At 66.7% G+C, this 18,072-nt stretch carries 17 protein-coding genes; 11 read left to right on the top strand and 6 right to left on the bottom strand.

Annotation, left to right across the window (positions count from 1 at the left end; genetic code table 11):
• Window positions 1–24 precede the first annotated feature (24 nt).
• Window positions 25–789, top strand: coding sequence for an enoyl-CoA hydratase-related protein (locus tag QX094_RS22510; RefSeq protein ID WP_315715549.1), 765 nt, complete (start codon window positions 25–27; stop codon window positions 787–789).
• A 21-nt stretch (window positions 790–810) separates the two neighbouring features.
• Entirely contained in the window at window positions 811–2,004 is a 1,194-nt protein-coding gene (gene solA / locus QX094_RS22505; protein ID WP_315715548.1) for an N-methyl-L-tryptophan oxidase, read from the top strand.
• Window positions 2,005–2,016: 12 nt separating this feature from the next.
• Here solA and bla read toward each other — a convergent pair whose 3' ends face one another.
• Window positions 2,017–2,904 (bottom strand): subclass B3 metallo-beta-lactamase, encoded by an 888-nt coding sequence (gene bla, locus QX094_RS22500; RefSeq protein WP_315715547.1) that lies wholly within the window; start codon window positions 2,902–2,904, stop codon window positions 2,017–2,019.
• A 107-nt stretch (window positions 2,905–3,011) separates the two neighbouring features.
• Between bla and QX094_RS22495 the strand changes: the two genes are divergently transcribed.
• The 7 genes from QX094_RS22495 (at window position 3,012) to QX094_RS22465 (ending at window position 11,709) form a co-directional block, all read left to right on the top strand.
• Window positions 3,012–4,688 carry a bifunctional metallophosphatase/5'-nucleotidase gene (locus QX094_RS22495; RefSeq protein WP_316185989.1) on the top strand — a complete coding sequence of 559 codons (1,677 nt, stop codon included), beginning with the start codon at window positions 3,012–3,014 and terminating at the stop codon, window positions 4,686–4,688.
• 111 nt (window positions 4,689–4,799) lie between these two features.
• Window positions 4,800–5,729, top strand: coding sequence for a histone deacetylase family protein (locus QX094_RS22490; protein WP_315715545.1), 930 nt, complete (start codon window positions 4,800–4,802; stop codon window positions 5,727–5,729).
• 100 nt (window positions 5,730–5,829) lie between these two features.
• Complete coding sequence (locus tag QX094_RS22485; protein WP_315715544.1) at window positions 5,830–6,081, top strand: exodeoxyribonuclease VII small subunit; 252 nt, start codon at window positions 5,830–5,832, stop codon at window positions 6,079–6,081.
• Between the two features lie 963 nt (window positions 6,082–7,044).
• Complete coding sequence (gene dxs, locus QX094_RS22480; protein WP_315715543.1) at window positions 7,045–8,970, top strand: 1-deoxy-D-xylulose-5-phosphate synthase; 1,926 nt, start codon at window positions 7,045–7,047, stop codon at window positions 8,968–8,970.
• A gap of 29 nt (window positions 8,971–8,999) precedes the next feature.
• Complete coding sequence (locus tag QX094_RS22475; RefSeq protein ID WP_315715542.1) at window positions 9,000–9,560, top strand: nucleoside 2-deoxyribosyltransferase; 561 nt, start codon at window positions 9,000–9,002, stop codon at window positions 9,558–9,560.
• A 183-nt stretch (window positions 9,561–9,743) separates the two neighbouring features.
• Complete coding sequence (locus tag QX094_RS22470; protein ID WP_316188133.1) at window positions 9,744–10,481, top strand: TlyA family RNA methyltransferase; 738 nt, start codon at window positions 9,744–9,746, stop codon at window positions 10,479–10,481.
• Window positions 10,474–11,709: a class I SAM-dependent RNA methyltransferase gene (locus QX094_RS22465; RefSeq protein WP_316188132.1), complete on the top strand. Its 1,236-nt coding sequence runs from the start codon at window positions 10,474–10,476 to the stop codon at window positions 11,707–11,709. Before QX094_RS22470 ends, QX094_RS22465 begins: the two co-directional genes overlap by 8 nt.
• A 199-nt stretch (window positions 11,710–11,908) precedes the next feature.
• On the opposite strand, the gene QX094_RS22460 is transcribed toward QX094_RS22465, so the two are convergent.
• Entirely contained in the window at window positions 11,909–12,481 is a 573-nt protein-coding gene (locus tag QX094_RS22460; RefSeq protein ID WP_316187444.1) for a septal ring lytic transglycosylase RlpA family protein, read from the bottom strand.
• Window positions 12,482–12,679: 198 nt separating this feature from the next.
• Here QX094_RS22460 and QX094_RS22455 point away from each other — a divergent pair, with 198 nt between their 5' ends.
• Complete coding sequence (locus QX094_RS22455) at window positions 12,680–13,522, top strand: nucleotidyltransferase domain-containing protein (RefSeq protein WP_316187446.1); 843 nt, start codon at window positions 12,680–12,682, stop codon at window positions 13,520–13,522.
• Window positions 13,523–13,586: 64 nt separating this feature from the next.
• Here QX094_RS22455 and QX094_RS22450 read toward each other — a convergent pair whose 3' ends face one another.
• Window positions 13,587–14,441: a DUF1194 domain-containing protein gene (locus QX094_RS22450; RefSeq protein ID WP_316187448.1), complete on the bottom strand. Its 855-nt coding sequence runs from the start codon at window positions 14,439–14,441 to the stop codon at window positions 13,587–13,589.
• Between the two features lie 226 nt (window positions 14,442–14,667).
• Between QX094_RS22450 and clpS the strand changes: the two genes are divergently transcribed.
• Window positions 14,668–14,973, top strand: a complete 306-nt coding sequence (gene clpS, locus QX094_RS22445; RefSeq protein WP_315740885.1) for an ATP-dependent Clp protease adapter ClpS — start codon at window positions 14,668–14,670, stop codon at window positions 14,971–14,973.
• A 59-nt stretch (window positions 14,974–15,032) separates the two neighbouring features.
• Here the strand turns inward: clpS and QX094_RS22440 are convergent, their stop codons facing one another.
• From QX094_RS22440 to QX094_RS22430, 3 genes are all read right to left on the bottom strand, one after another.
• Window positions 15,033–16,208, bottom strand: coding sequence for an adenylate/guanylate cyclase domain-containing protein (locus QX094_RS22440; protein ID WP_316164254.1), 1,176 nt, complete (start codon window positions 16,206–16,208; stop codon window positions 15,033–15,035).
• 58 nt (window positions 16,209–16,266) lie between these two features.
• Window positions 16,267–17,352, bottom strand: a complete 1,086-nt coding sequence (aroC, locus tag QX094_RS22435; RefSeq protein ID WP_315715534.1) for a chorismate synthase — start codon at window positions 17,350–17,352, stop codon at window positions 16,267–16,269.
• A 114-nt stretch (window positions 17,353–17,466) separates the two neighbouring features.
• On the bottom strand, window positions 17,467–18,066 hold the full coding sequence (locus QX094_RS22430; protein ID WP_315715533.1) for a histidine phosphatase family protein: 600 nt from the start codon (window positions 18,064–18,066) through the stop codon (window positions 17,467–17,469).
• Window positions 18,067–18,072 lie beyond the last annotated feature (6 nt).

The following is an 18,072-nucleotide window of genomic DNA, read 5'->3' as shown; positions in this document are numbered from 1 at the left end:
CCGGCGCACACGCGCGAGGGGCCCATGACCGACCATCTGATCGTCACCGACGAGGGCGAGACGCGGACGATCAAGCTCAGGCGCCCGGAGAAGAAGAACGCGATCACCCAGGCCATGTATCTCGGCATGAGCGATGCCATCGACACCGCACAGAACAACCCGCTGGTGCGATGCATCATCATCACCGGCGGCTCCGGCGTGTTCACGGCCGGCAACGATCTCGAGGATTTCCTGCACGCAGGCCATGCCGCCAGCGAGGCCGCGCGCACCTCGGCGGCGACCAAGTTCCTGTATTCGCTGGCGCATAACGTCAAGCCGATCATCGCCGCCGTCGACGGCGTCGCGATCGGCATCGGCACGACGATGCTGTTCCATTGCGACTACGTGCTGGCCTCGACCACGGCGACGTTCTCGACGCCCTTCATCCATCTCGGCCTGGTGCCGGAGGGCGCCTCGAGCCTGCTGATGCCGCAGACGATGGGCTATCAGCGTGCGTTCGCGATGCTGGTCATGGGGCGCACCATGACCGCGGCCGACGCGCAGATCGCGGGCTTTGTCAACACGGTGGTAGCGCCGGGCCATACCGAGGTCGAGGCGCACAAGGTGGCGCGCGACATCTGCCGGCTGCCGGCCGAGGCGGTGGCGATCGGCCGCAGGCTGATCCGCACCGCGCCTGACGAGCTCACGCGCCGGATCGACCAGGAGGCCTATCTGTTCGCCGAGCGCATGACCTCCGAGGAGGCGGTCGGCGCGTTCAAGGCGTTCCTGTCGCGCAAGAAGAAAAAGTGACGCCGGGGTCGTCGGAGGCGCATGCCGAGTTTTGATGTCATCGTGATCGGCTGCGGCGCGGTCGGCAGCGCCGCGCTGCTGCATCTCGCCAAATCCGGCAAGCGCGTGCTGGGCATCGACCGCTTCCAGCCGCCGCATCCATTCGGCTCGACCCATGGCGAGACCCGCATCACCCGCGCGGCGATCGGCGAAGGCGTCGACTACACGCCGCTGGCGCAGCGCTCGCATGTGCTGTGGCGCGAACTGGAGCGCGAGACCGGGGCGCATCTGTTCGAGCAATGCGGCTGCCTGTTCATTCCGGCCCGCGATGGCGGCGAGGTCCACGGCGTCTCGAGCGCGCAGTTCTTCGCCAATATCGAGACCGCGGCCCGGCTGCATGGCGTCGATGGCGAGATCCTGTCGTCGGAGCGACTGCGCGCGGACTTTCCGGGCTTCGCCACTTTGCCCGGCGATCGCGCCTTCCTCGACCGCGAGGGCGGCTATCTCCTGGTCGAGGACTGCGTGCGCGCCGAGCTTGCGGTCGCCGTGCAGCTTGGCGCGAAGTTGCTGTTCGGCCGCCAAGTCAAATGGTTTCGCCGCGCCATGGGTTCGCTCGTGGTGATGACTGACGACGGTACAGCCGCATCGGCCACGACGCTGATTGTCACGACAGGGCCATGGATCACCGAGTTGATCACGCCGCTGCAGCGGCGCGTGAACGTCACGCGGCAGGTGCTGTACTGGTTCGAAATCCTTGCCAATCCCGAGCGCTTCGGCCCGAACGCGCCGGTCTTCATCTGGGACGTCAGCGGGCGCGAGCGCGCCGCATCCGACATCTACGGCTTTCCCTGGCTCGGATCGCCGGACAACGGCGTCAAGATCGCCAACGAAGTGCTCAGCGGCGAGACCGATCCCGACAACGTGTCCCGCGAGGTGACGGCGGCCGAGATCGAAGCGGCCTATGAAACCTATGTCCGGCCGTTCGTGCCGGATCTCGGCCCGCGCTGCCTGCGCAGCGCGGTCTGCCTCTACACCAATGCGCCCGGCGGCCGCTTCATCATCGATCGCGATCCCGGCGATGAGAACGTCATCTACGCCTCGCCCTGCTCCGGCCACGGCTTCAAGCATTCGCCCGCAGTCGGCGAGGCGCTCGCGGCAATGGCCCGGGGCGAGACGCCGCGCGTCGACCTCTCCGGCTTCACGCTGGACCGGCTGGCCGTCGCCGATCCAGCATAGCGGACGGCGCAACTACTTGCCGGACTGCAGCGCCGCCGTCTGCTTGGCCAGCCCGTCGTTGAACTGCGTCTCGAGCTTGTCGAGATAGGCGTTGAACTCACCCGGCTTGACGAACGGGTTGGGCGCGCCGTCGGCGATCTTCGCCCGCTTGCCGGCCATGTCATACATCTCCGGATGCGGCGCCAGCAGGATGTCGGGATGCGCCGTCTTGGCCCAGGCGAAGGTCTTCTTGTAGTCGTCGACGATGCCCGGATAGGTGGGACGGCCGACCAGCCGGTTCAGCGCCACGGTGGCGCTGCAGAAGAAGATCAGGCTGCGGGTGGCGTCGCCGTCCTTCACCTCGGTCGTCCAGCTGGTGCAGCCCGGCGAATGGCCGGGCGTCTCGTGCGCCGTCAACGTCACGCCGCCGAGCGTGACGGTGTCGCCCTCGCGCACGGCGCGGTCGACCTTGACCGGCGGGAAGCCGAGATAGCGCTCCTCCTCGCGGCCCGGATAGAAGCCGCCTTCCAGCAGCGGCACGTCCTTGGCGCCCGCCACCATCTGCGCCCCGGTTTCCTGCTTGATCTGCGCCAGCCCCCCGGTGTGGTCGATATGGGCGTGGGTGTTGAGGATGTATTTGATGTCGGCGACCTTGAAGCCGAGCTTGCCGATGCTGGCCTCGATCTGCGCGGTCGATTCCGGCATCACGGTATCGATCAGGATATGGCCCTGCGGCGTGGTGATCAGGTAGGAAGCGAGCCCATTGGTGCCGACGTAGTAGACGTTGTCGATCACCTTGAACGGCTCGGTCGGCTTATTCCACGCCGCGACCATCTGCTTCATCAGGTCCGGCAGCGATTGCGCTGCAGCGGAGCCGGCGGCCAGCGACAATGTCGCCGCGAGCAGCATCATTCTTTTCATTCCGGCCTCCCGATGTATTGGTGTTATGAAATCGTTTTATGTCATTGCGACCGCGGCGGGGCAATCGCGCTTCGTTCCGCGGCCCCTGCATCACACGTGACCCTGCCATGAGCCGTCTCTCCCGCTTCGCCCTTGCCTGCCTGCTGACCGGCGCCGCCGTTGCAAGCATCGTCGGCCCGCCAGCATCGGCCGAGGACGAGCCGATAGCGTTGCGCATCCTCGCCATCAACGACTTCCACGGCAATCTGGAGCCGCCCTCTTCCGGCATCCGCGTCGCCGATCCCGCCGATCCAACCAAGACCACCGTTGTTCCAGCCGGCGGCGCCGAGCACATGGCGAGCCTCGTCAAGCTGCTCGCCGACGGCCAGCCCAACACGATCTTCGTCGCAGCCGGCGACCTGATCGGTGCGAGCCCGTTCCTGTCGGCGATGTTCCACGACGAGCCGACCATCGAATCGATGTCGCAGATGGGGCTCGCGCTGTCGGCGGTCGGCAATCACGAGTTCGATGAGGGCAAGGCCGAGCTGCTGCGGATGCAGAACGGCGGCTGTCATCCGACCGACGGCTGCCGCGGGCCGCAGCCGTTCACCGGTGCCAAATTCCACTATCTCGCGGCGTCGACGTTCCTCGCCGGCACCGACAAGACGGTGTTTCCGCCCTATGAGATCCGCACCTTCGAGGACGTTCCGGTCGCCTTCATCGGGCTGACGCTGAAAGGGACCCCGGGCATCATCTCGCCGGCGAGCGCGGCCGGCCTCGACTTCCGCAACGAGGCCGAGAGCGTCAACGCGCTGATCCCGGAATTGAAGGCCAAGGGCGTGCAGGCGATCGTCGTGCTGATCCACGAGGGCGGCTGGCCGTCCGGTGGCATGAACGAATGTCCCGGGCTGTCGGGGCCGATCGTCGACATCGTCAAGGAGCTCGATAGCGCGGTCGACATCGTCATCTCCGGCCATACCCATCAGGCCTATGTCTGCACCATCGACAAGCGGCTCGTCACCTCGGGCGACAAGTTCGGCACGCTGGTGACCGCGATCGACGTCAAGCTCGACCGCACCACGCGCGACGTGATCAGCGCCACCGCGACGAACGTCGTCGTCGATACCACCTTGCCGAAGGATCCGGCGCAGACCGCGCTGATCGACGCCTATGAGAAGCTCGCGGCGCCCTACGCCAATCGCCCCGCCGGCGTGCTCACCGCGACGCTGTCGCGGCTGCCGAACGCCTCCGGCGAGAGCGTGCTCGGCGACGTCATCGCCGATGCCCAGCTCGCAGCGACAGCCGCGGCGGACAAGGGAAGCGCGGTCGTCGCGATGACCAATCCCGGCGGTATCCGGACAGATCTCGTTCGTCGAGACGACGGCGCGGTGACCTATGCCGACGTGTTCGCGAGCCAGCCGTTTCGCAACCAGCTGATGACGGTCACCCTGACCGGTGCCGAGATCAAGGCCGCGCTGGAGCAGCAATGGCTCGACCCGGCGCGGCCGCGCATCCTGCAGGTCTCCAGCGGTTTCTCCTATGCCTTCGATGCGAAACAGTCCGCGGGCGCGCGGATCGATGCCGCCAGCATGATGCTCGAGGGCAAGGCCATCGATCCCGCCGCATCCTACCGGGTCACCATCAACAACTACCTCGCGCTCGGCGGCGACGGCTTCACCGCGTTCAAGAGCGGCCGCGATCCGATCACGGGACCCTATGACGACGAGGCGCTGTTCGCCTATCTCAAGGCCAACAGCCCGCTGGCCCCGCCGCCGCGCGGTCGTATCGTCAACAAGGCTTCGTGACGCCTGCCGCGCCGGGCGGAAAGCCGGTCATATCGCCCGCGGGGCTCTTTCCGAGGCTGCGTTCAGCGCATAGATTGGGCCCTCCCGCAACGCGCGAGTGGCAGAGCCCTGATGTCGACGCTGTATCTCTCTCATGAAGCCTGCCTCGATCACGCCACGCCGTCCGGCCACCCCGAGCGCGCCGACCGCCTGCGCGCCGTCGAGGAGGCCCTGACCGAGGAGCGCTTCGCCCTGCTCGATCGCGACGAGGCCCCGGAGGCCGACATCGAGCTGGCCCTGCTCTGCCACAACGAGCACTACGTCACCGAGCTGCGCCACATGGCCCCGACCTCGGGCATCATCTATCTCGACGGCGATACCTCGATGTCGCCGGGCACCTGGGAGGCCGTGATGCGCGGCGTCGGCGGCGCCGTCGCGGCGACGGAGTCGGTGATGTCGGGCCGCCACCGCAACGCCTTCGTGGCGGTGCGCCCGCCCGGGCATCATGCCGAGATCGCCAAGCCGATGGGCTTCTGCTTCTTCGACAATGTCGCGATCGCCGCCCGCTACGCCCAGCGCACCTTCGGCATCGAGCGTGCCGCCATCGTCGACTTCGACGTCCACCATGGCAACGGCACCCAGGACATCTTCTGGGCCGACAAGAGCGTGATGTACTGCTCGACCCATCAGATGCCGCTGTTCCCGGGCACCGGCGCCCGCGGCGAGCGCGGCGAGCACGACACTATCGTCAACGCACCGCTGGCCTCCGAGGACGGCAGCCTCGAGTTCCGCTCCGCCTTCGAGAACCTGATCCTGCCGCAGCTCACCAAGTTCAGCCCCGAGCTCGTGATCATCTCGGCCGGCTTCGACGCCCACTATCGCGACCCGCTGGCGTCGCTCAACCTGCGGGCGGAGGATTTCGGCTGGGTCACCCGCAAGCTGATGGAGCTCGCCGACAAGACCGCCGGCGGCCGCGTCGTCTCTGTCTTGGAGGGCGGCTATGACCTTCAGGGGCTTAAGGAATCCGTCGCGGCCCACGTTGCGGCGCTGACCGGGGCGTAATCCCCAGGTTCCAGCCGATCCACCCCGGCAGGGCCTGACAGGACCGCGAGCGGGGTGTAAAAGCACGGCCCCGGAGTTGAGTGAGCTGCAGGGAACCCGCATGGCGGACAACACCGTAACCGACGTCAAGAAGCTGTCGTTCGAGCGCGCGATCGAGGAGCTGGAATCGATCGTGAAGCGGCTCGAGGACGGCAAGGTGCCGCTTGAGGAGTCGGTGGCGATCTATGAGCGCGGCGAGGCGCTGAAGCGGCGCTGCGAGGAGCTGCTGCGCCAGGCGGAGGCCCGGGTCGAGAAGATCACGACCGACGCCAGCGGCCATGCGGTGGGAACCGTGCCGCTCGACGTGCAATAGCAGCTTGCGGCCAACCGGCCGTCTCCGAGCGACAGTCCGGATTTATTTCGCTGGTTGTGGCCTGACGCGACACGCGGGCAAAGCGCCTCCCATTCGTGCAATTCAGCCGCGCATCGGTGCAACTGCATCGTCAATGGGCTTGGCCGCCAAGTGTCCCCCGGCGAAGTCTCCGCCACCGCGTTCACCGCTCGAGAGTCAGCGCGACGTCCTTCGTTTACCATGCGACACGATTGGATCCGGGCAGTTCGCCGTGGCGCCCCCCGATCCCACGATCGTGCCGTTCCGCGTCTGCGATCGTCCGGCCCGATCATGACAATGTGCTTGGCTCGCAGGTCTTCCGCGTCCGCTTCGTGACGATCCACGAAAGGCCGCACGCCTGCGACTTCTTCATGATCGTCTGCGGACCGATCCCCTGACGCGGACGCATGGCTCACCGTACCGCGGCGCGCGCAATCGCCGCATCGGCCGATTCTGCGGCGCGGGAAAAAGCCTGGACCGAGCTCGCGTCCCCGGTCTATTCCGGAGCGACGGTTGCCGTCGATTTGAGCAGAGCAATGGAACCTCCGGCACGCCGCCGCGGTTGAGACGTGGCGCAAAGGTACCGTTTGCGGGCTTGCCAACTCCCGCCGGGTTGGCTTTAAGACGCACTTTGGTGTAAAGCTTCTCGCAACTGCGGGTTTTTGGAAGTGTCCATCCTCTCCGGAGCGAGGAATCTAAGCGCTTGCAAGAGCTAGCAAAACTGACTTGGCTGAACGACTTGGCGATCTTGGGCGACTAACGAGGACGGCAAGGCCACCAAGAGTGACTTACATCACATAGATCGATCCCAAACCCGGCTAGTCTTCGGACTGCGGCTTCGATCCGCGCGGATGTGACCTTCAAGACCTCAGGTTTCGCCGCCCGTTACGATGAACCTCTCAGATGTCGGCCCTTGAACCCGACCTGCAAAATTGGAATGTCACCGTGACCACATTTAGTAAGACGCCGCTTCTCGACACCATCAAGACCCCGGAAGATCTGCGCCGGCTGAAGGTCGAGCAGGTCCGGCAGGTCGCCGACGAATTGCGCCAGGAGACCATCGACGCGGTCTCGGTGACCGGCGGCCATTTCGGCGCTGGTCTCGGCGTGGTCGAGCTGACCACGGCCATCCATTACGTGTTCGACACCCCGCGTGACCGCCTGATCTGGGACGTCGGCCACCAGGCCTACCCGCACAAGATCCTGACCGGACGCCGCGACCGCATCCGCACCTTGCGCACCGGCGGCGGCCTCTCCGGGTTCACCAAGCGCGCCGAGAGCGACTACGATCCGTTTGGCGCTGCGCACTCGTCGACCTCGATTTCCGCCGGCCTCGGCATGGCCGTTGCGCGCGACCTGTCGGGCGGCAAGAACAACGTGATCGCCGTGATCGGCGACGGTGCGATGTCCGCCGGCATGGCCTATGAGGCCATGAACAATGCCGGCGCGATGAACTCCCGCCTGATCGTGATCCTCAACGACAACGACATGTCGATCGCGCCGCCGGTCGGCGCCATGTCGGCCTATCTGTCGCGCCTGTACTCGGGCAAGACCTACCGGACGCTGCGAGATGCCGCCAAGCAGCTCGGCCAGCATCTGCCCAAGGTGATCGCCAACCGCGCCAGCCGCGTCGAGGAATATTCCCGCGGCTTCATGATGGACGGCGGCACGCTGTTCGAGGAGCTCGGCTTCTACTACGTCGGCCCGATCGACGGCCACAACCTCGACCATCTGCTCCCCGTCCTGAAGAACGTCCGCGACATGGAGACCGGCCCGATCCTGGTCCACGTCGTGACCCAGAAGGGCAAGGGCTACTCGCCCGCGGAAGCGGCGGCCGACAAATATCATGCGGTGGCCAAGTTCGACATCGCCACCGGCACCCAGGCGAAGGCCAAGCCGAACGCGCCGGCCTATCAGAACGTGTTCGGCCAGAGCCTGGTCAAGGAAGCCGAGAAGGACGACAAGATCGTCGGCATCACCGCCGCGATGCCCTCGGGCACCGGCATCGACATCTTCGCCAAGGCGTTCCCGAAGCGCACCTTCGACGTCGGCATCGCCGAGCAGCACGCCGTGACCTTCGCCGCCGGCCTCGCAGCAGAAGGCTTCAAGCCGTTCTGCGCGATCTACTCGACCTTCCTGCAGCGCGGCTACGACCAGATCGTCCACGACGTCTGCATCCAGAGCCTGCCGGTGCGCTTCGCCATCGACCGCGCCGGCCTGGTCGGCGCCGACGGCGCGACCCATGCCGGCTCCTTCGACAACGCCTATCTCGGCTGCCTGCCGAACATGGTGATCATGGCGGCCTCCGACGAGGCCGAGCTGGTGCACATGGTGGCGACCCAGGTCGCGATCAACGACCGGCCGAGCTCGGTGCGCTATCCGCGCGGCGAAGGCCGCGGCGTGGAAATGCCCGAGGTTGGCGTTCCGCTGCCGATCGGCAAGGGCCGCATGATCCGCCAGGGCAAGCAGGTCGCCCTGCTCTCCTTCGGCACCCGGCTTGCCGAGTGCGAGAAGGCCGCCGACGAGCTCGCCGCCCATGGCCTGTCCGCCTCGATCGCCGATGCGCGCTTCATGAAACCGCTCGACGAGGAGCTGGTGATGAAGCTCGCCCGCGAGCACGACATCCTGATCACGATCGAAGAAGGCTCGATCGGCGGCTTCGGCTCGCACGTGATGCAGTATCTGTCCGACCAGGGCATGCTGGACGGCGGCCTGAAGATGCGTTCGATGGTGCTGCCCGACGAGTTCCAGGACCACGACACGCCGGCAGCGATGTACGCCCGCGCCGGGCTCGACGCCAAAGGCATCGTCCGTAAGGTGTTCGAGGCGCTCGGCAAGGATTACACGACCGAGTCGGTCAAGCTCGCCTGAGGCGAGCTTGCGTCCCGCAGTGGTGAGCCATGAAGATCTATCTGGCAGGTCCCGACGTGTTCCTGCCGGATGCCATTGAGATCGGCCGGCGGAAGGTCGCGATCTGCGACCGCCACGGCCTGATCGGCCTCTACCCCCTCGACAACAGCATCGACCTCGCCTCCTCCGACGCCTCGCGCCAGATCTTCCATGGCAACGAGGCGATGATGGACGACGCCGATGCCATCATCGCCAATCTCACACCGTTCCGCGGGCCCGGCGCCGATGCCGGCACGGTCTATGAGTTCGGCTACATGGCCGGCTCCGGCAAGCTGTGTCTCGGCTACTGCAACGACCCGGCCGTCTACGCCGATCGTGCCCGGCGCTTCACGGCGGTGACGGAGCAGGACGGCCGCCTGGTCGATGGCGAAGGCCTGACTGTCGAGGATTTCGGCCTGCCCGACAATCTCATGATGATCCACGCGCTCGAGCTACGCGGCGCCCCGCTCGTCGCTCCACGCGAACGCCCTGCGGACGTCTGGCATCATCTGGCAGCTTTCGAGACCTGCGTGAGATTGGCGGCGGAGCGGCTGGCGACGAGGACGGTTTGATCCCGGGCTCCTCCGAAGCCGCGAATACGCGCGAACAGCTTGCAACACCCGTCATTGCGAGCGAAGCGAAGCAATCCAGGGCTACAAAGGAGGTCTGGATTGCTTCGTCGCTTCGCTCCTCGCAATGACGGAGTTCAAAATTCATTGCGTCGCCCTCATCTCACCTATCTCGCGATCCGGCCCATGACCCCTGCCCGCAAACGTGCTGACATCCTCCTCGTCGAACGCGGCCTGTTCGAGAGCCGCGCGCGGGCGCAGGCGGCGATCGAGGCGGGGCTCGTGTTCGCCAACGACAAGCAGGTGGGCAAAGCCTCGGAGAGCATTCCCGCCGACGCCGTCCTGCAGGCCGAGCCGGCGCATCCCTGGGTGTCGCGTGGCGGCGTCAAGCTGGCGGCGGCGCTGGAGCATTATGGCATCGAGGTCGAAGACCATGTCTGCCTCGATGTCGGTGCCTCCACCGGCGGCTTCACCGAGGTCCTGCTGGCGAATGGCGCGGCGCTCGTGTTCGCGGTCGATGTCGGCCGCGACCAATTGCACCCATCATTGCGCAATCACCCGAAGATCATCTCGATGGAGCAGACCGACATCCGCAGCTACGACAGCAAGCGCCTGCCGCAGCGCCCCGACGTCGTCGTGATCGACTGCAGCTTCATCTCGCTCAAGGCGGTCCTGCCGGTCGCGCTATCACTCGCTGCCTCGCCGATGAGCCTGCTGGCGCTGATCAAGCCGCAATTCGAGGCGCAAGGAAAGCACGGCAAGGGCGGCATCATCAAGGATGCAGCGGTGCACGCCGCCGTCTGCGACGAAATCGCCACCTTCGCCGCCTCGCTCGGCTGCAGCGACATCGAGATCTTCCCATCATCGATCAAGGGCGGCGACGGCAACGCCGAATTCTTCCTGGGAGCGCGCCGCCATGGTTGAGCGTCTCGTCATCGACCATGTCGGCCATCGCGGCGATGGCGTGTCGCTGTCATCGGGCGAGGCGCTGTACGTGCCCTACACGCTGGCCGGCGAGACCGTCGAGGCGGCCGTCGTGCCCGGGCATCCCGATCGCCGCAAGCTGCTCGCGGTGGAGGCGGCGAGCTCGGAGCGGATCGCGCCGTTCTGTGCGCATTTCGGCGTGTGCGGCGGCTGCGCCATCCAGCACTGGATGCCCGGGCCCTATCAGCAGTGGAAGCGCAACATCGTCGTCGAGACGCTACGGGCCGCCAAGGTCGACTGCGACGTGGCCGATCTGATCGATGCCCACGGCGCCGGCCGGCGCCGCGCCACCTTCCACGCCCGGATGGGCACGCACGACGTCCTCAGGGTCGGATTCTCGGCCGCCAACAGCCACGACATCGTGCCGATCGACCGCTGCCCGATCCTCGACCCCGCTCTGGACAGTGCGCTGGAAGCCGCATGGGCGCTGGCGGAGGCGCTGAAGCCGACCGGCAAGCCGCTCGACATCCAGGCGACCGCGACCAGCAACGGCCTCGACATCGACATCCGCGGCTCCGGCCCGCTGCCGCCGCCGCGCATCGCGGCCCTGTCCCGCCTCGCCGAACAGCACCGGCTGGCGCGGCTGACGCGCCATGGCGAGCTGGTGCTGATGCGCAATGCGCCCGTGGTTACGATGGGGACGGCACAGGTGACGCTGCCGCCCGGCTCGTTCCTGCAGGCCACCGTGCAAGGCGAGGAGACGCTCGCGCAATTGGTGATGGAGCGGATCGGCAAAGCCAAGCACGTCGCCGACCTGTTCTGCGGCGTCGGCCCGTTCGCGCTGCGGCTCGCCACGCGGGCGCGCGTCACCGCCATGGACAATGATGCCGGCGCGATCGCGGCGCTGCAAAAGGCGTCTGGCACGCCCGGCCTCAAGCCGATCAAGGCCGAGGCGCGCGACCTGTTCCGCCGCCCGCTGATGCCGCAGGAATTGCGCGACATCGACGCCGTCGTGTTCGATCCGCCGCGCCAGGGCGCTCAGGCGCAGGCCAGGCAACTCGCGGCCAGCAAGGTGCCGGTGATCGTCGCGGTGTCCTGCAACGTCACGACGTGCGCGCGGGACATGCGCATGCTGATCGACGGCGGCTACAAGCTCGAGACCGTGGTGCCGGTCGACCAGTTCCGACATACGCCGCATGTCGAGCTGGTGGCGAGGCTGGTGCGGTGAGCACTGTCAGCGGATTTACGAGCGATATCGGCTTTTTCGGGAAGCGCCAAGCGTTGCCCCTGCAATGACGCACGGAGCTCGCGCATCACGCTCGGTGCGCCCCCTCGCCCCGCTTGCGGGGAGAGGTCGACTGAGAACGCCGCTGACTATGAGCACGAACTCGTAGGCGATCGACCAGCGATGTCGCCTATCCGATGCGCTACCTCACCACGCTGACCTTCACCGGCGCGACGCCGGAGTTGACCATGCCGAGCGCCTGCGCGGCTGAGTAGGACACGTCGACCACCCGGCCCTGCACGAACGGTCCGCGATCGTTGACACGCACCACCACGGAGCGGCCGGTCTTGACGTTGGTGACCTGCAGGCGGGTGCCGAACGGCAGGCTGCGATGCGCGGCCGTCAGCTCGGAGGGATTGAAGCGCTCGCCGCTCGCGGTCTTCTGGCCTTCCGAATAGTAGCTGGCGAGACCGGACGCTCCGGAGTGCGCCGGCGGCGGGCTGAGCTCGGCCCGCCGGACGCGCACCACTGACTCCGGTGCCGTCTCCGCACGCTGCACCTGCGGCCGAAATTCGGCTCCGGCTTGCTTCGTCGGCGCCGCCCAGCGCGCCTGCCGGACCGCCGATGATTGCGCGCAGGCTGCGAGCGAAGCCGCCGCCGCACACACCAGCGCTGCCCTGAGAAGTTGGCAAGCGAGCCCTGCACGCGGACCTTGGATGACTGACGAGCGCCTGACGCGCTGCGCGGGACGTGCTGTCCGGTCGATGATACGCATGTTCTGTGCGCCTCCGCCTCAACCCGCTCATGGTCGCGGCCCAATCGCGGCGGCACGGTGGCAAAGGGAAACTTGCGGGAGATGCAACCCCTGGTTTTTGGGAGATTGTGGCTTAATGGCAACAGATCAGCCTGAACAGCGGCCCTGTGGAGTTTTTCCACGAAAGAACTTCATACTGTCATCCTGGAGAACACGTGAATGCCTGACCCGCTGCTGACCCGCATCGTCGGCGAACTTGCCGATGTCCCGGGACTGCGCGCCATCGCGCTCGGTGGATCACGTGCGCGCGGCACCGCGCAGGCGGGCTCAGACTACGACGTCGGGCTCTACATCGCATCCAGGCACGACCTCGACACCGACGTGCTGCGCGAAGCAGTGCGGCGGCTCGTCGACGACCCGCAAACGCTCGAACTGACGGCGGTCGGCGGCTGGGGACAGTGGATCGTCGGCGGCGGCTGGCTCAGAATCGACGGGCACAAGGTCGACCTGCTCTATCGCGAGATCGATGCGGTCGGCGGCGTGATCGACGACTGCCGGAAAGGGCGGATCGAGATGCACTACCAGCCAGGCCATCCGCATGGCTTCGTCTCGGCGATCTGGATGGGCGAGGTCGCGCTCTGCCGCCCGCTGCACGATCCCGCGCAACTGCTGGCGGGGCTGAAGTCGCGCTGCACGCCCTATCCGCGCCGCCTGCGCGACGCGATTATTGCACGCTTCCAGTGGGAGATCGCATTCAGCATCGACAATGCCGAGTTGGCTGTCGGGCGTGGCGACCATACCCACGTCGCGGGCTGCGCCTATCGCGCCCTCGCCTGCCTTGCGCAGGTGCTGTTTGCGGTCAACGGGCGCTACCTGATCAACGAGAAGGGTGCGCTCAAGGAGGCCGCGACGTTTGGACTGGCACTCGCCGATCTGACGGCGCGCGTGGAGCTCATCTGGCAATCGATCGGCAATGGCGAATTCGGTGCGGCGCTCCGCAGCCTGCGGGAGGTCGAGGCCGAATTGAAACAGGCGTTGGTCCATGCTGCGACGGCCGGCTGAGATCGGCGCCTTACCAATCAAGTCTCCCCGCGCGCGCGTCTGCTCGGCAGCCCGGGCCTGCGGGTCACCGCCCCCAGCGGTCCTGCCAGATCTTCTCGCCGATCGTGCAGGACACGCGCGGCTCCTTGTCGGCATCGTCGGCGACCGGCACGATCCGCGGCGGAGGTGAGCGTCCGGCAACCTCCATCAGCAGCTTGGTGCGGATGGCTTCCTTGAACTCGTCGCGGCTCTTGATGGTGACGACGAACGAGCCGTGACCGCCGGTGACGCAATCCTTGTAATAGAGATCGAGGTTCTCGATATCCATGGTCGAGTAGGACGGCTCCTTGACCATGATCGGCAGGCCGTTGATCGTGATGCCCTTGTCGACGGCCTCGTCGCGCGCGATCGTCACCGGTGAGGGACCATTGTTGTTGGGCCCGTCGCCGGAGATGTCGATGACGCGGCGCAGTCCGCGGTAGGGATTCTCATCGAACAGCGGCATGGCGAAGTAGATCGCGCCGGAGATCGAGGTGCGCGACGCGCGGCGGATCGGCGTCTTCATGATCTCGGCGGCGACGGCGTCGGCACTTTCCGGTCCGTCGATCAGGCGCCATGGAATGATGATCTTCTGGTCGCTCGAGGCCGCCCATTCGAAATAGGTCACGGCGATCCTGCCGTGCACGCCGCTCTTCAGCGCCTGCAGGAACTCGCGCGAGCTGAGCGCCTGGGCGTAGCCTTCGCGCTGGATCGCCAGCTCGTCCAGGTCCATCGAGTAGGACACGTCGACGGCGAGGATCAGTTCGACGTCGACGGACGCTTCCTTCTCGCTCAGCTGCTGCGCCGGCTGGGCCCTCGGCGCGGCCACGACGCTGGCGACGTCGCCGCCGGCCAAGGCGCCCGCCAGACACGCCACCCCGATCGAGATCCACCAGCGCATGAGCTGCCCTCCAATCGCGTCTGATGATGGTGACATGCAATCCGCAGAGCGCAAAGCGGGAACGCACACATCCATTCACATTCCGGTTAGTCCCCTGGGGTTTGCCCGGATGTCAGGCAGCCGCATGCGCCCATCGCGCAAGGCATGCAGCCCGTGGTTTCCCGGAGCGGCCGAAGCCTGTATCGTGGCGTGACTGCCGCATCCGGAACACAGGCGCGCCCTTAGAATGAACGATGCCGTCACCAAGCCCAAGACGAAGGTACGCACCAAGACCGAGCGTCCGCGGCTCTACAAGGTGATCCTCGTCAACGACGACTTCACGCCGCGCGATTTCGTGGTGATGATCCTGAAGGCGGAATTCGGCATGACCGAGGACCAGGCCTACAAGGTCATGATCACGGCGCATAAGCTCGGCGTCTGCGTGGTGGCCGTGTTCACCAAGGACGTCGCCGAGACCAAGGCGACGCGCGCGACCGATGCCGGCCGCGCCAAGGGATACCCGCTGCTGTTCACCACCGAGCCGGAGACCTAGAGCATGATCTTTCGGAAAACCGGTTTCCACCTTTCCGGATCGTGCTTCAGGCCGGAGAACTAATCCTCTTCGCGAAGCCCGAACACGCGCTGCTCCGTCGCAAGGCCCGCGATCGGGAACGCGCCGAGATCGGTCCATGGTTCGGCACAGGCTCCGGCGAAAGTCTCCGAGGCGACCACGGTGCGCCTCAGCCGCGCGGCGATCTTCTCCAGCCGGGCCGCAAGATTGACGGCCGGACCGATGCAGGTGAAATCGAGCCGGTTGCCGCCGCCGATATTGCCATAGAGCAGCCGTCCGACATGCAGCGCGACGCCGAAGCGGAAGCGTTCCCCGGTGCCGCTGGCCGCGTATTCGAGCGCATCGACGCGGGCCCGCGAGGCGCGCGCCGCCGCAAGGACGCGGGCGCAGACCTCGGTCGGATCGCCGCCCTGCTCGCGAAACGGAAACACCGCGAGCAGGCCGTCGCCCATGAACTTCAGCACCTCGCCGCCCTGCTCGCGGATCGGATCGACCTGGCAGTCGAAATAGTGGTTGAGGATCGCCACCACGTCCTCAGCCGGCAGGCGATCGGACAAGGGCGTGAAGCCGCGCAGATCCGACAGCCAGATCGCCGCATCCAGCGTATCGGTATGGCCGCGGCGGATCTGGCCGCCCAGGATGCGCTCGCCGGCGCGATTGCCGACATAGGTGTCGAGCAGCATCGAGGCCGTACGTCGAAGCGTGACGATCTCGGTGTAGCGCGCCAAAGCCGGCATCAGCGAGCGGATTGCATTCAGATGCGCGTCGGTGAAGCCTGTTGGAGATTTGGTGGTCCAACTCGACGCGTGGACCGCACGGTCGATGAAGGTCAAAGGAAGAGTGAAATAGTCGGTCACGCCTTCGGCCCGCAGATCCATCAGGATCGGAAAGAGCTCGGCTTCCCGATCGCGAGGATCGGCCCTGAACTCGGTCCCCTGCTCGAACACGCGCGCAAGCGGGCTGTCCCTGTAGGCCGGCGTGCTCTCGAAGCCGAAATCGACCGAGCCCATCTCGACCTCCGCCCCCTGGCGCCAGATGAAGCTGCGGCCGGCGATATCAGGATGAAGGGTGCGGACGAACACGCCCACGCGCCACAGCGGCACGCCGAGCCCGACCAGACGATCGCAGCATTCGGACATCATCTGGCTCGGCGTCGCCGCTGAGCGCGCGCCGTCGACCAGCCAGTCCTTGATGTCCCGCAGCTTGGAAGTGTCCATGGGACGACACTAGGCGAGCAGCGTGGCAACAGCAAACAGCCGCGGCGGCAGCGTGCGGCTACCCCACCTGGCCGCGATGGCGCAGCAGGTGATCGGCCAACACACAGGCCATCATCGCCTCGCCGACGGGAACCGCGCGGATGCCGACGCAGGGGTCGTGACGGCCCTTGGTCAGGATCTCGGTCTCCTGGCCTGAGCGGTCGACGGTCTGGCGCGGGGTGAGGATCGACGAGGTCGGCTTGACCGCGAAGCGCAGCACGATCGGCTGTCCCGTGGCGATGCCGCCGAGAATGCCGCCGGCATTGTTGGAGAGGAAGCGCGTGCCGTCATTGGCCGAGCGCATCTCGTCGGCGTTCTCCTCGCCGGTCAGCTCGGCCGCGCCGAAGCCGGCGCCGATCTCGACGCCCTTCACGGCGTTGATGCTCATCATCGCCGCGGCGAGATCGGCATCGAGCTTGCCGTAGAGCGGCGCGCCAAGTCCCGCCGGCACGCCCTCGGCGACGATCTCGAGCACGGCGCCGATCGACGAGCCGGACTTCCTGATGCCGTCGAGATAGTCCTCGAAGAACGCCGCCTTGTCCTTGTCGGGGCAGAAGAAGGGATTGCGCGCGACCTCGTCCCAGTCCCAGTTGCCGCGATCGATCTTGTGCGGACCCATCTGCACCAGCGCACCGCGCACCTTCACGTCGGGCAGGACCTTGCGCGCGATCGCGCCGGCGGCGACGCGCGTCGCGGTCTCGCGCGCCGAGGAACGACCGCCGCCGCGATAGTCGCGCAGGCCGTATTTGGCCTCGTAGGTGAAGTCGGCGTGACCGGGACGAAACTTGTCCTTGATCTCGGAATAGTCCTTGGAGCGCTGGTCGGTGTTCTCGATCAGGAGCGCGATCGGCGTGCCCGTGGTGACCTGCACGCCCGTGTCGGGATCAGCCATCACGCCTGACAGGATCTTCACCTGGTCCGGCTCCTGGCGCTGGGTGGTGAAGCGCGACTGGCCGGGACGGCGGCGGTCGAGATCACGCTGGATCTCGTCGGCGGCGAGCGGGATCCGCGGCGGACAGCCGTCGACCACGCAGCCGATGGCCACGCCATGGCTCTCACCGAAGGTGGTGACGCGGAACATGTGGCCGAAGGTGTTGAAGGACATGAGCTGATCACCCAACCGGAAAAACCATCATTCCGGGATGGTCCGAAGGACCAGACCGGACTCTCGAGATTCCGGGTTCGCCTCTGCAAGGCGCACCGGAACGACGGAGACAAACTAACTGTACTTCTCGAACCCGTTCTCGCCGAACACATAGACCGCGCCCTGCTGGATCGGCAGGTCGACGGCGCCGTGCGGCGTCTCGAAGCCCAGCGCGACCATCAGCGCCCGCGCCGTGCCGCCATGGGCGACCGCCACGATATCGCCAGACAGCCCATCGTACCAGTCGCGCACGCGGCGCTCGACGTCGGCATAGGTCTCGCCGCCCTCGGGCGCCAGCGACCATTTGTCGGTCAGCCGCCTGGCATAGAAGGCGGGATCGGCCGCCTGCATTTCCGGCAGCGTCGCCCCTTCCCATTTGCCGTAGCCGATCTCGCGCAGCCGGGCATCGAGCGCATAGCCCTCGGCTGGCAGGCTCAGGGTCTCACGCACCAACTCCATGGTCGCGCGGGCGCGGCTGAGGGGGCTAGCGACGTAGGGCAGGCGCGCCGCATCATGGCCGTTGCGCGCAGCGAGCTCGGCCAGGATGTTGCCGGCCTGCACCGCCTGCACCCGCCCGAGCGCGTTCAGCGGAATGTCCTGCGTGCCTTGCAGCCGGCCGAGCGCATTCCATTCCGTCTCGCCGTGGCGGATGTAGTAGATCGTGGGCCGTGGCATTGCGCG

Source organism: Bradyrhizobium sp. SZCCHNS1050, from assembly GCF_032484785.1.
Classification (GTDB): Bacteria; Pseudomonadota; Alphaproteobacteria; order Rhizobiales; family Xanthobacteraceae; genus Bradyrhizobium.
Note: the sequence above shows the minus strand (reverse complement) of the source record. Positions and strands in the feature narration are given on the sequence as shown.

What these genes read in the sequence shown, in the direction of transcription:
- QX094_RS22455 (WP_316187446.1), top strand. Translation starts at nt 12,680, where the DNA reads ATGCCTGACCCGCTGCTGACCCGCATCGTCGGCGAACTTGCCGATGTC.
- QX094_RS22485 (WP_315715544.1), top strand. Translation starts at nt 5,830, where the DNA reads ATGGCGGACAACACCGTAACCGACGTCAAGAAGCTGTCGTTCGAGCGC.
- QX094_RS22510 (WP_315715549.1), top strand. Translation starts at nt 25, where the DNA reads ATGACCGACCATCTGATCGTCACCGACGAGGGCGAGACGCGGACGATC.
- QX094_RS22460 (WP_316187444.1), bottom strand. Translation starts at nt 12,481, where the DNA reads ATGCGTATCATCGACCGGACAGCACGTCCCGCGCAGCGCGTCAGGCGC.
- clpS (WP_315740885.1), top strand. Translation starts at nt 14,668, where the DNA reads ATGAACGATGCCGTCACCAAGCCCAAGACGAAGGTACGCACCAAGACC.
- QX094_RS22430 (WP_315715533.1), bottom strand. Translation starts at nt 18,066, where the DNA reads ATGCCACGGCCCACGATCTACTACATCCGCCACGGCGAGACGGAATGG.
- bla (WP_315715547.1), bottom strand. Translation starts at nt 2,904, where the DNA reads ATGAAAAGAATGATGCTGCTCGCGGCGACATTGTCGCTGGCCGCCGGC.
- QX094_RS22470 (WP_316188133.1), top strand. Translation starts at nt 9,744, where the DNA reads ATGACCCCTGCCCGCAAACGTGCTGACATCCTCCTCGTCGAACGCGGC.
- solA (WP_315715548.1), top strand. Translation starts at nt 811, where the DNA reads ATGCCGAGTTTTGATGTCATCGTGATCGGCTGCGGCGCGGTCGGCAGC.
- QX094_RS22465 (WP_316188132.1), top strand. Translation starts at nt 10,474, where the DNA reads ATGGTTGAGCGTCTCGTCATCGACCATGTCGGCCATCGCGGCGATGGC.
- QX094_RS22490 (WP_315715545.1), top strand. Translation starts at nt 4,800, where the DNA reads ATGTCGACGCTGTATCTCTCTCATGAAGCCTGCCTCGATCACGCCACG.
- aroC (WP_315715534.1), bottom strand. Translation starts at nt 17,352, where the DNA reads ATGTCCTTCAACACCTTCGGCCACATGTTCCGCGTCACCACCTTCGGT.
- QX094_RS22495 (WP_316185989.1), top strand. Translation starts at nt 3,012, where the DNA reads ATGAGCCGTCTCTCCCGCTTCGCCCTTGCCTGCCTGCTGACCGGCGCC.
- QX094_RS22475 (WP_315715542.1), top strand. Translation starts at nt 9,000, where the DNA reads ATGAAGATCTATCTGGCAGGTCCCGACGTGTTCCTGCCGGATGCCATT.
- QX094_RS22450 (WP_316187448.1), bottom strand. Translation starts at nt 14,441, where the DNA reads ATGCGCTGGTGGATCTCGATCGGGGTGGCGTGTCTGGCGGGCGCCTTG.
- QX094_RS22440 (WP_316164254.1), bottom strand. Translation starts at nt 16,208, where the DNA reads ATGGACACTTCCAAGCTGCGGGACATCAAGGACTGGCTGGTCGACGGC.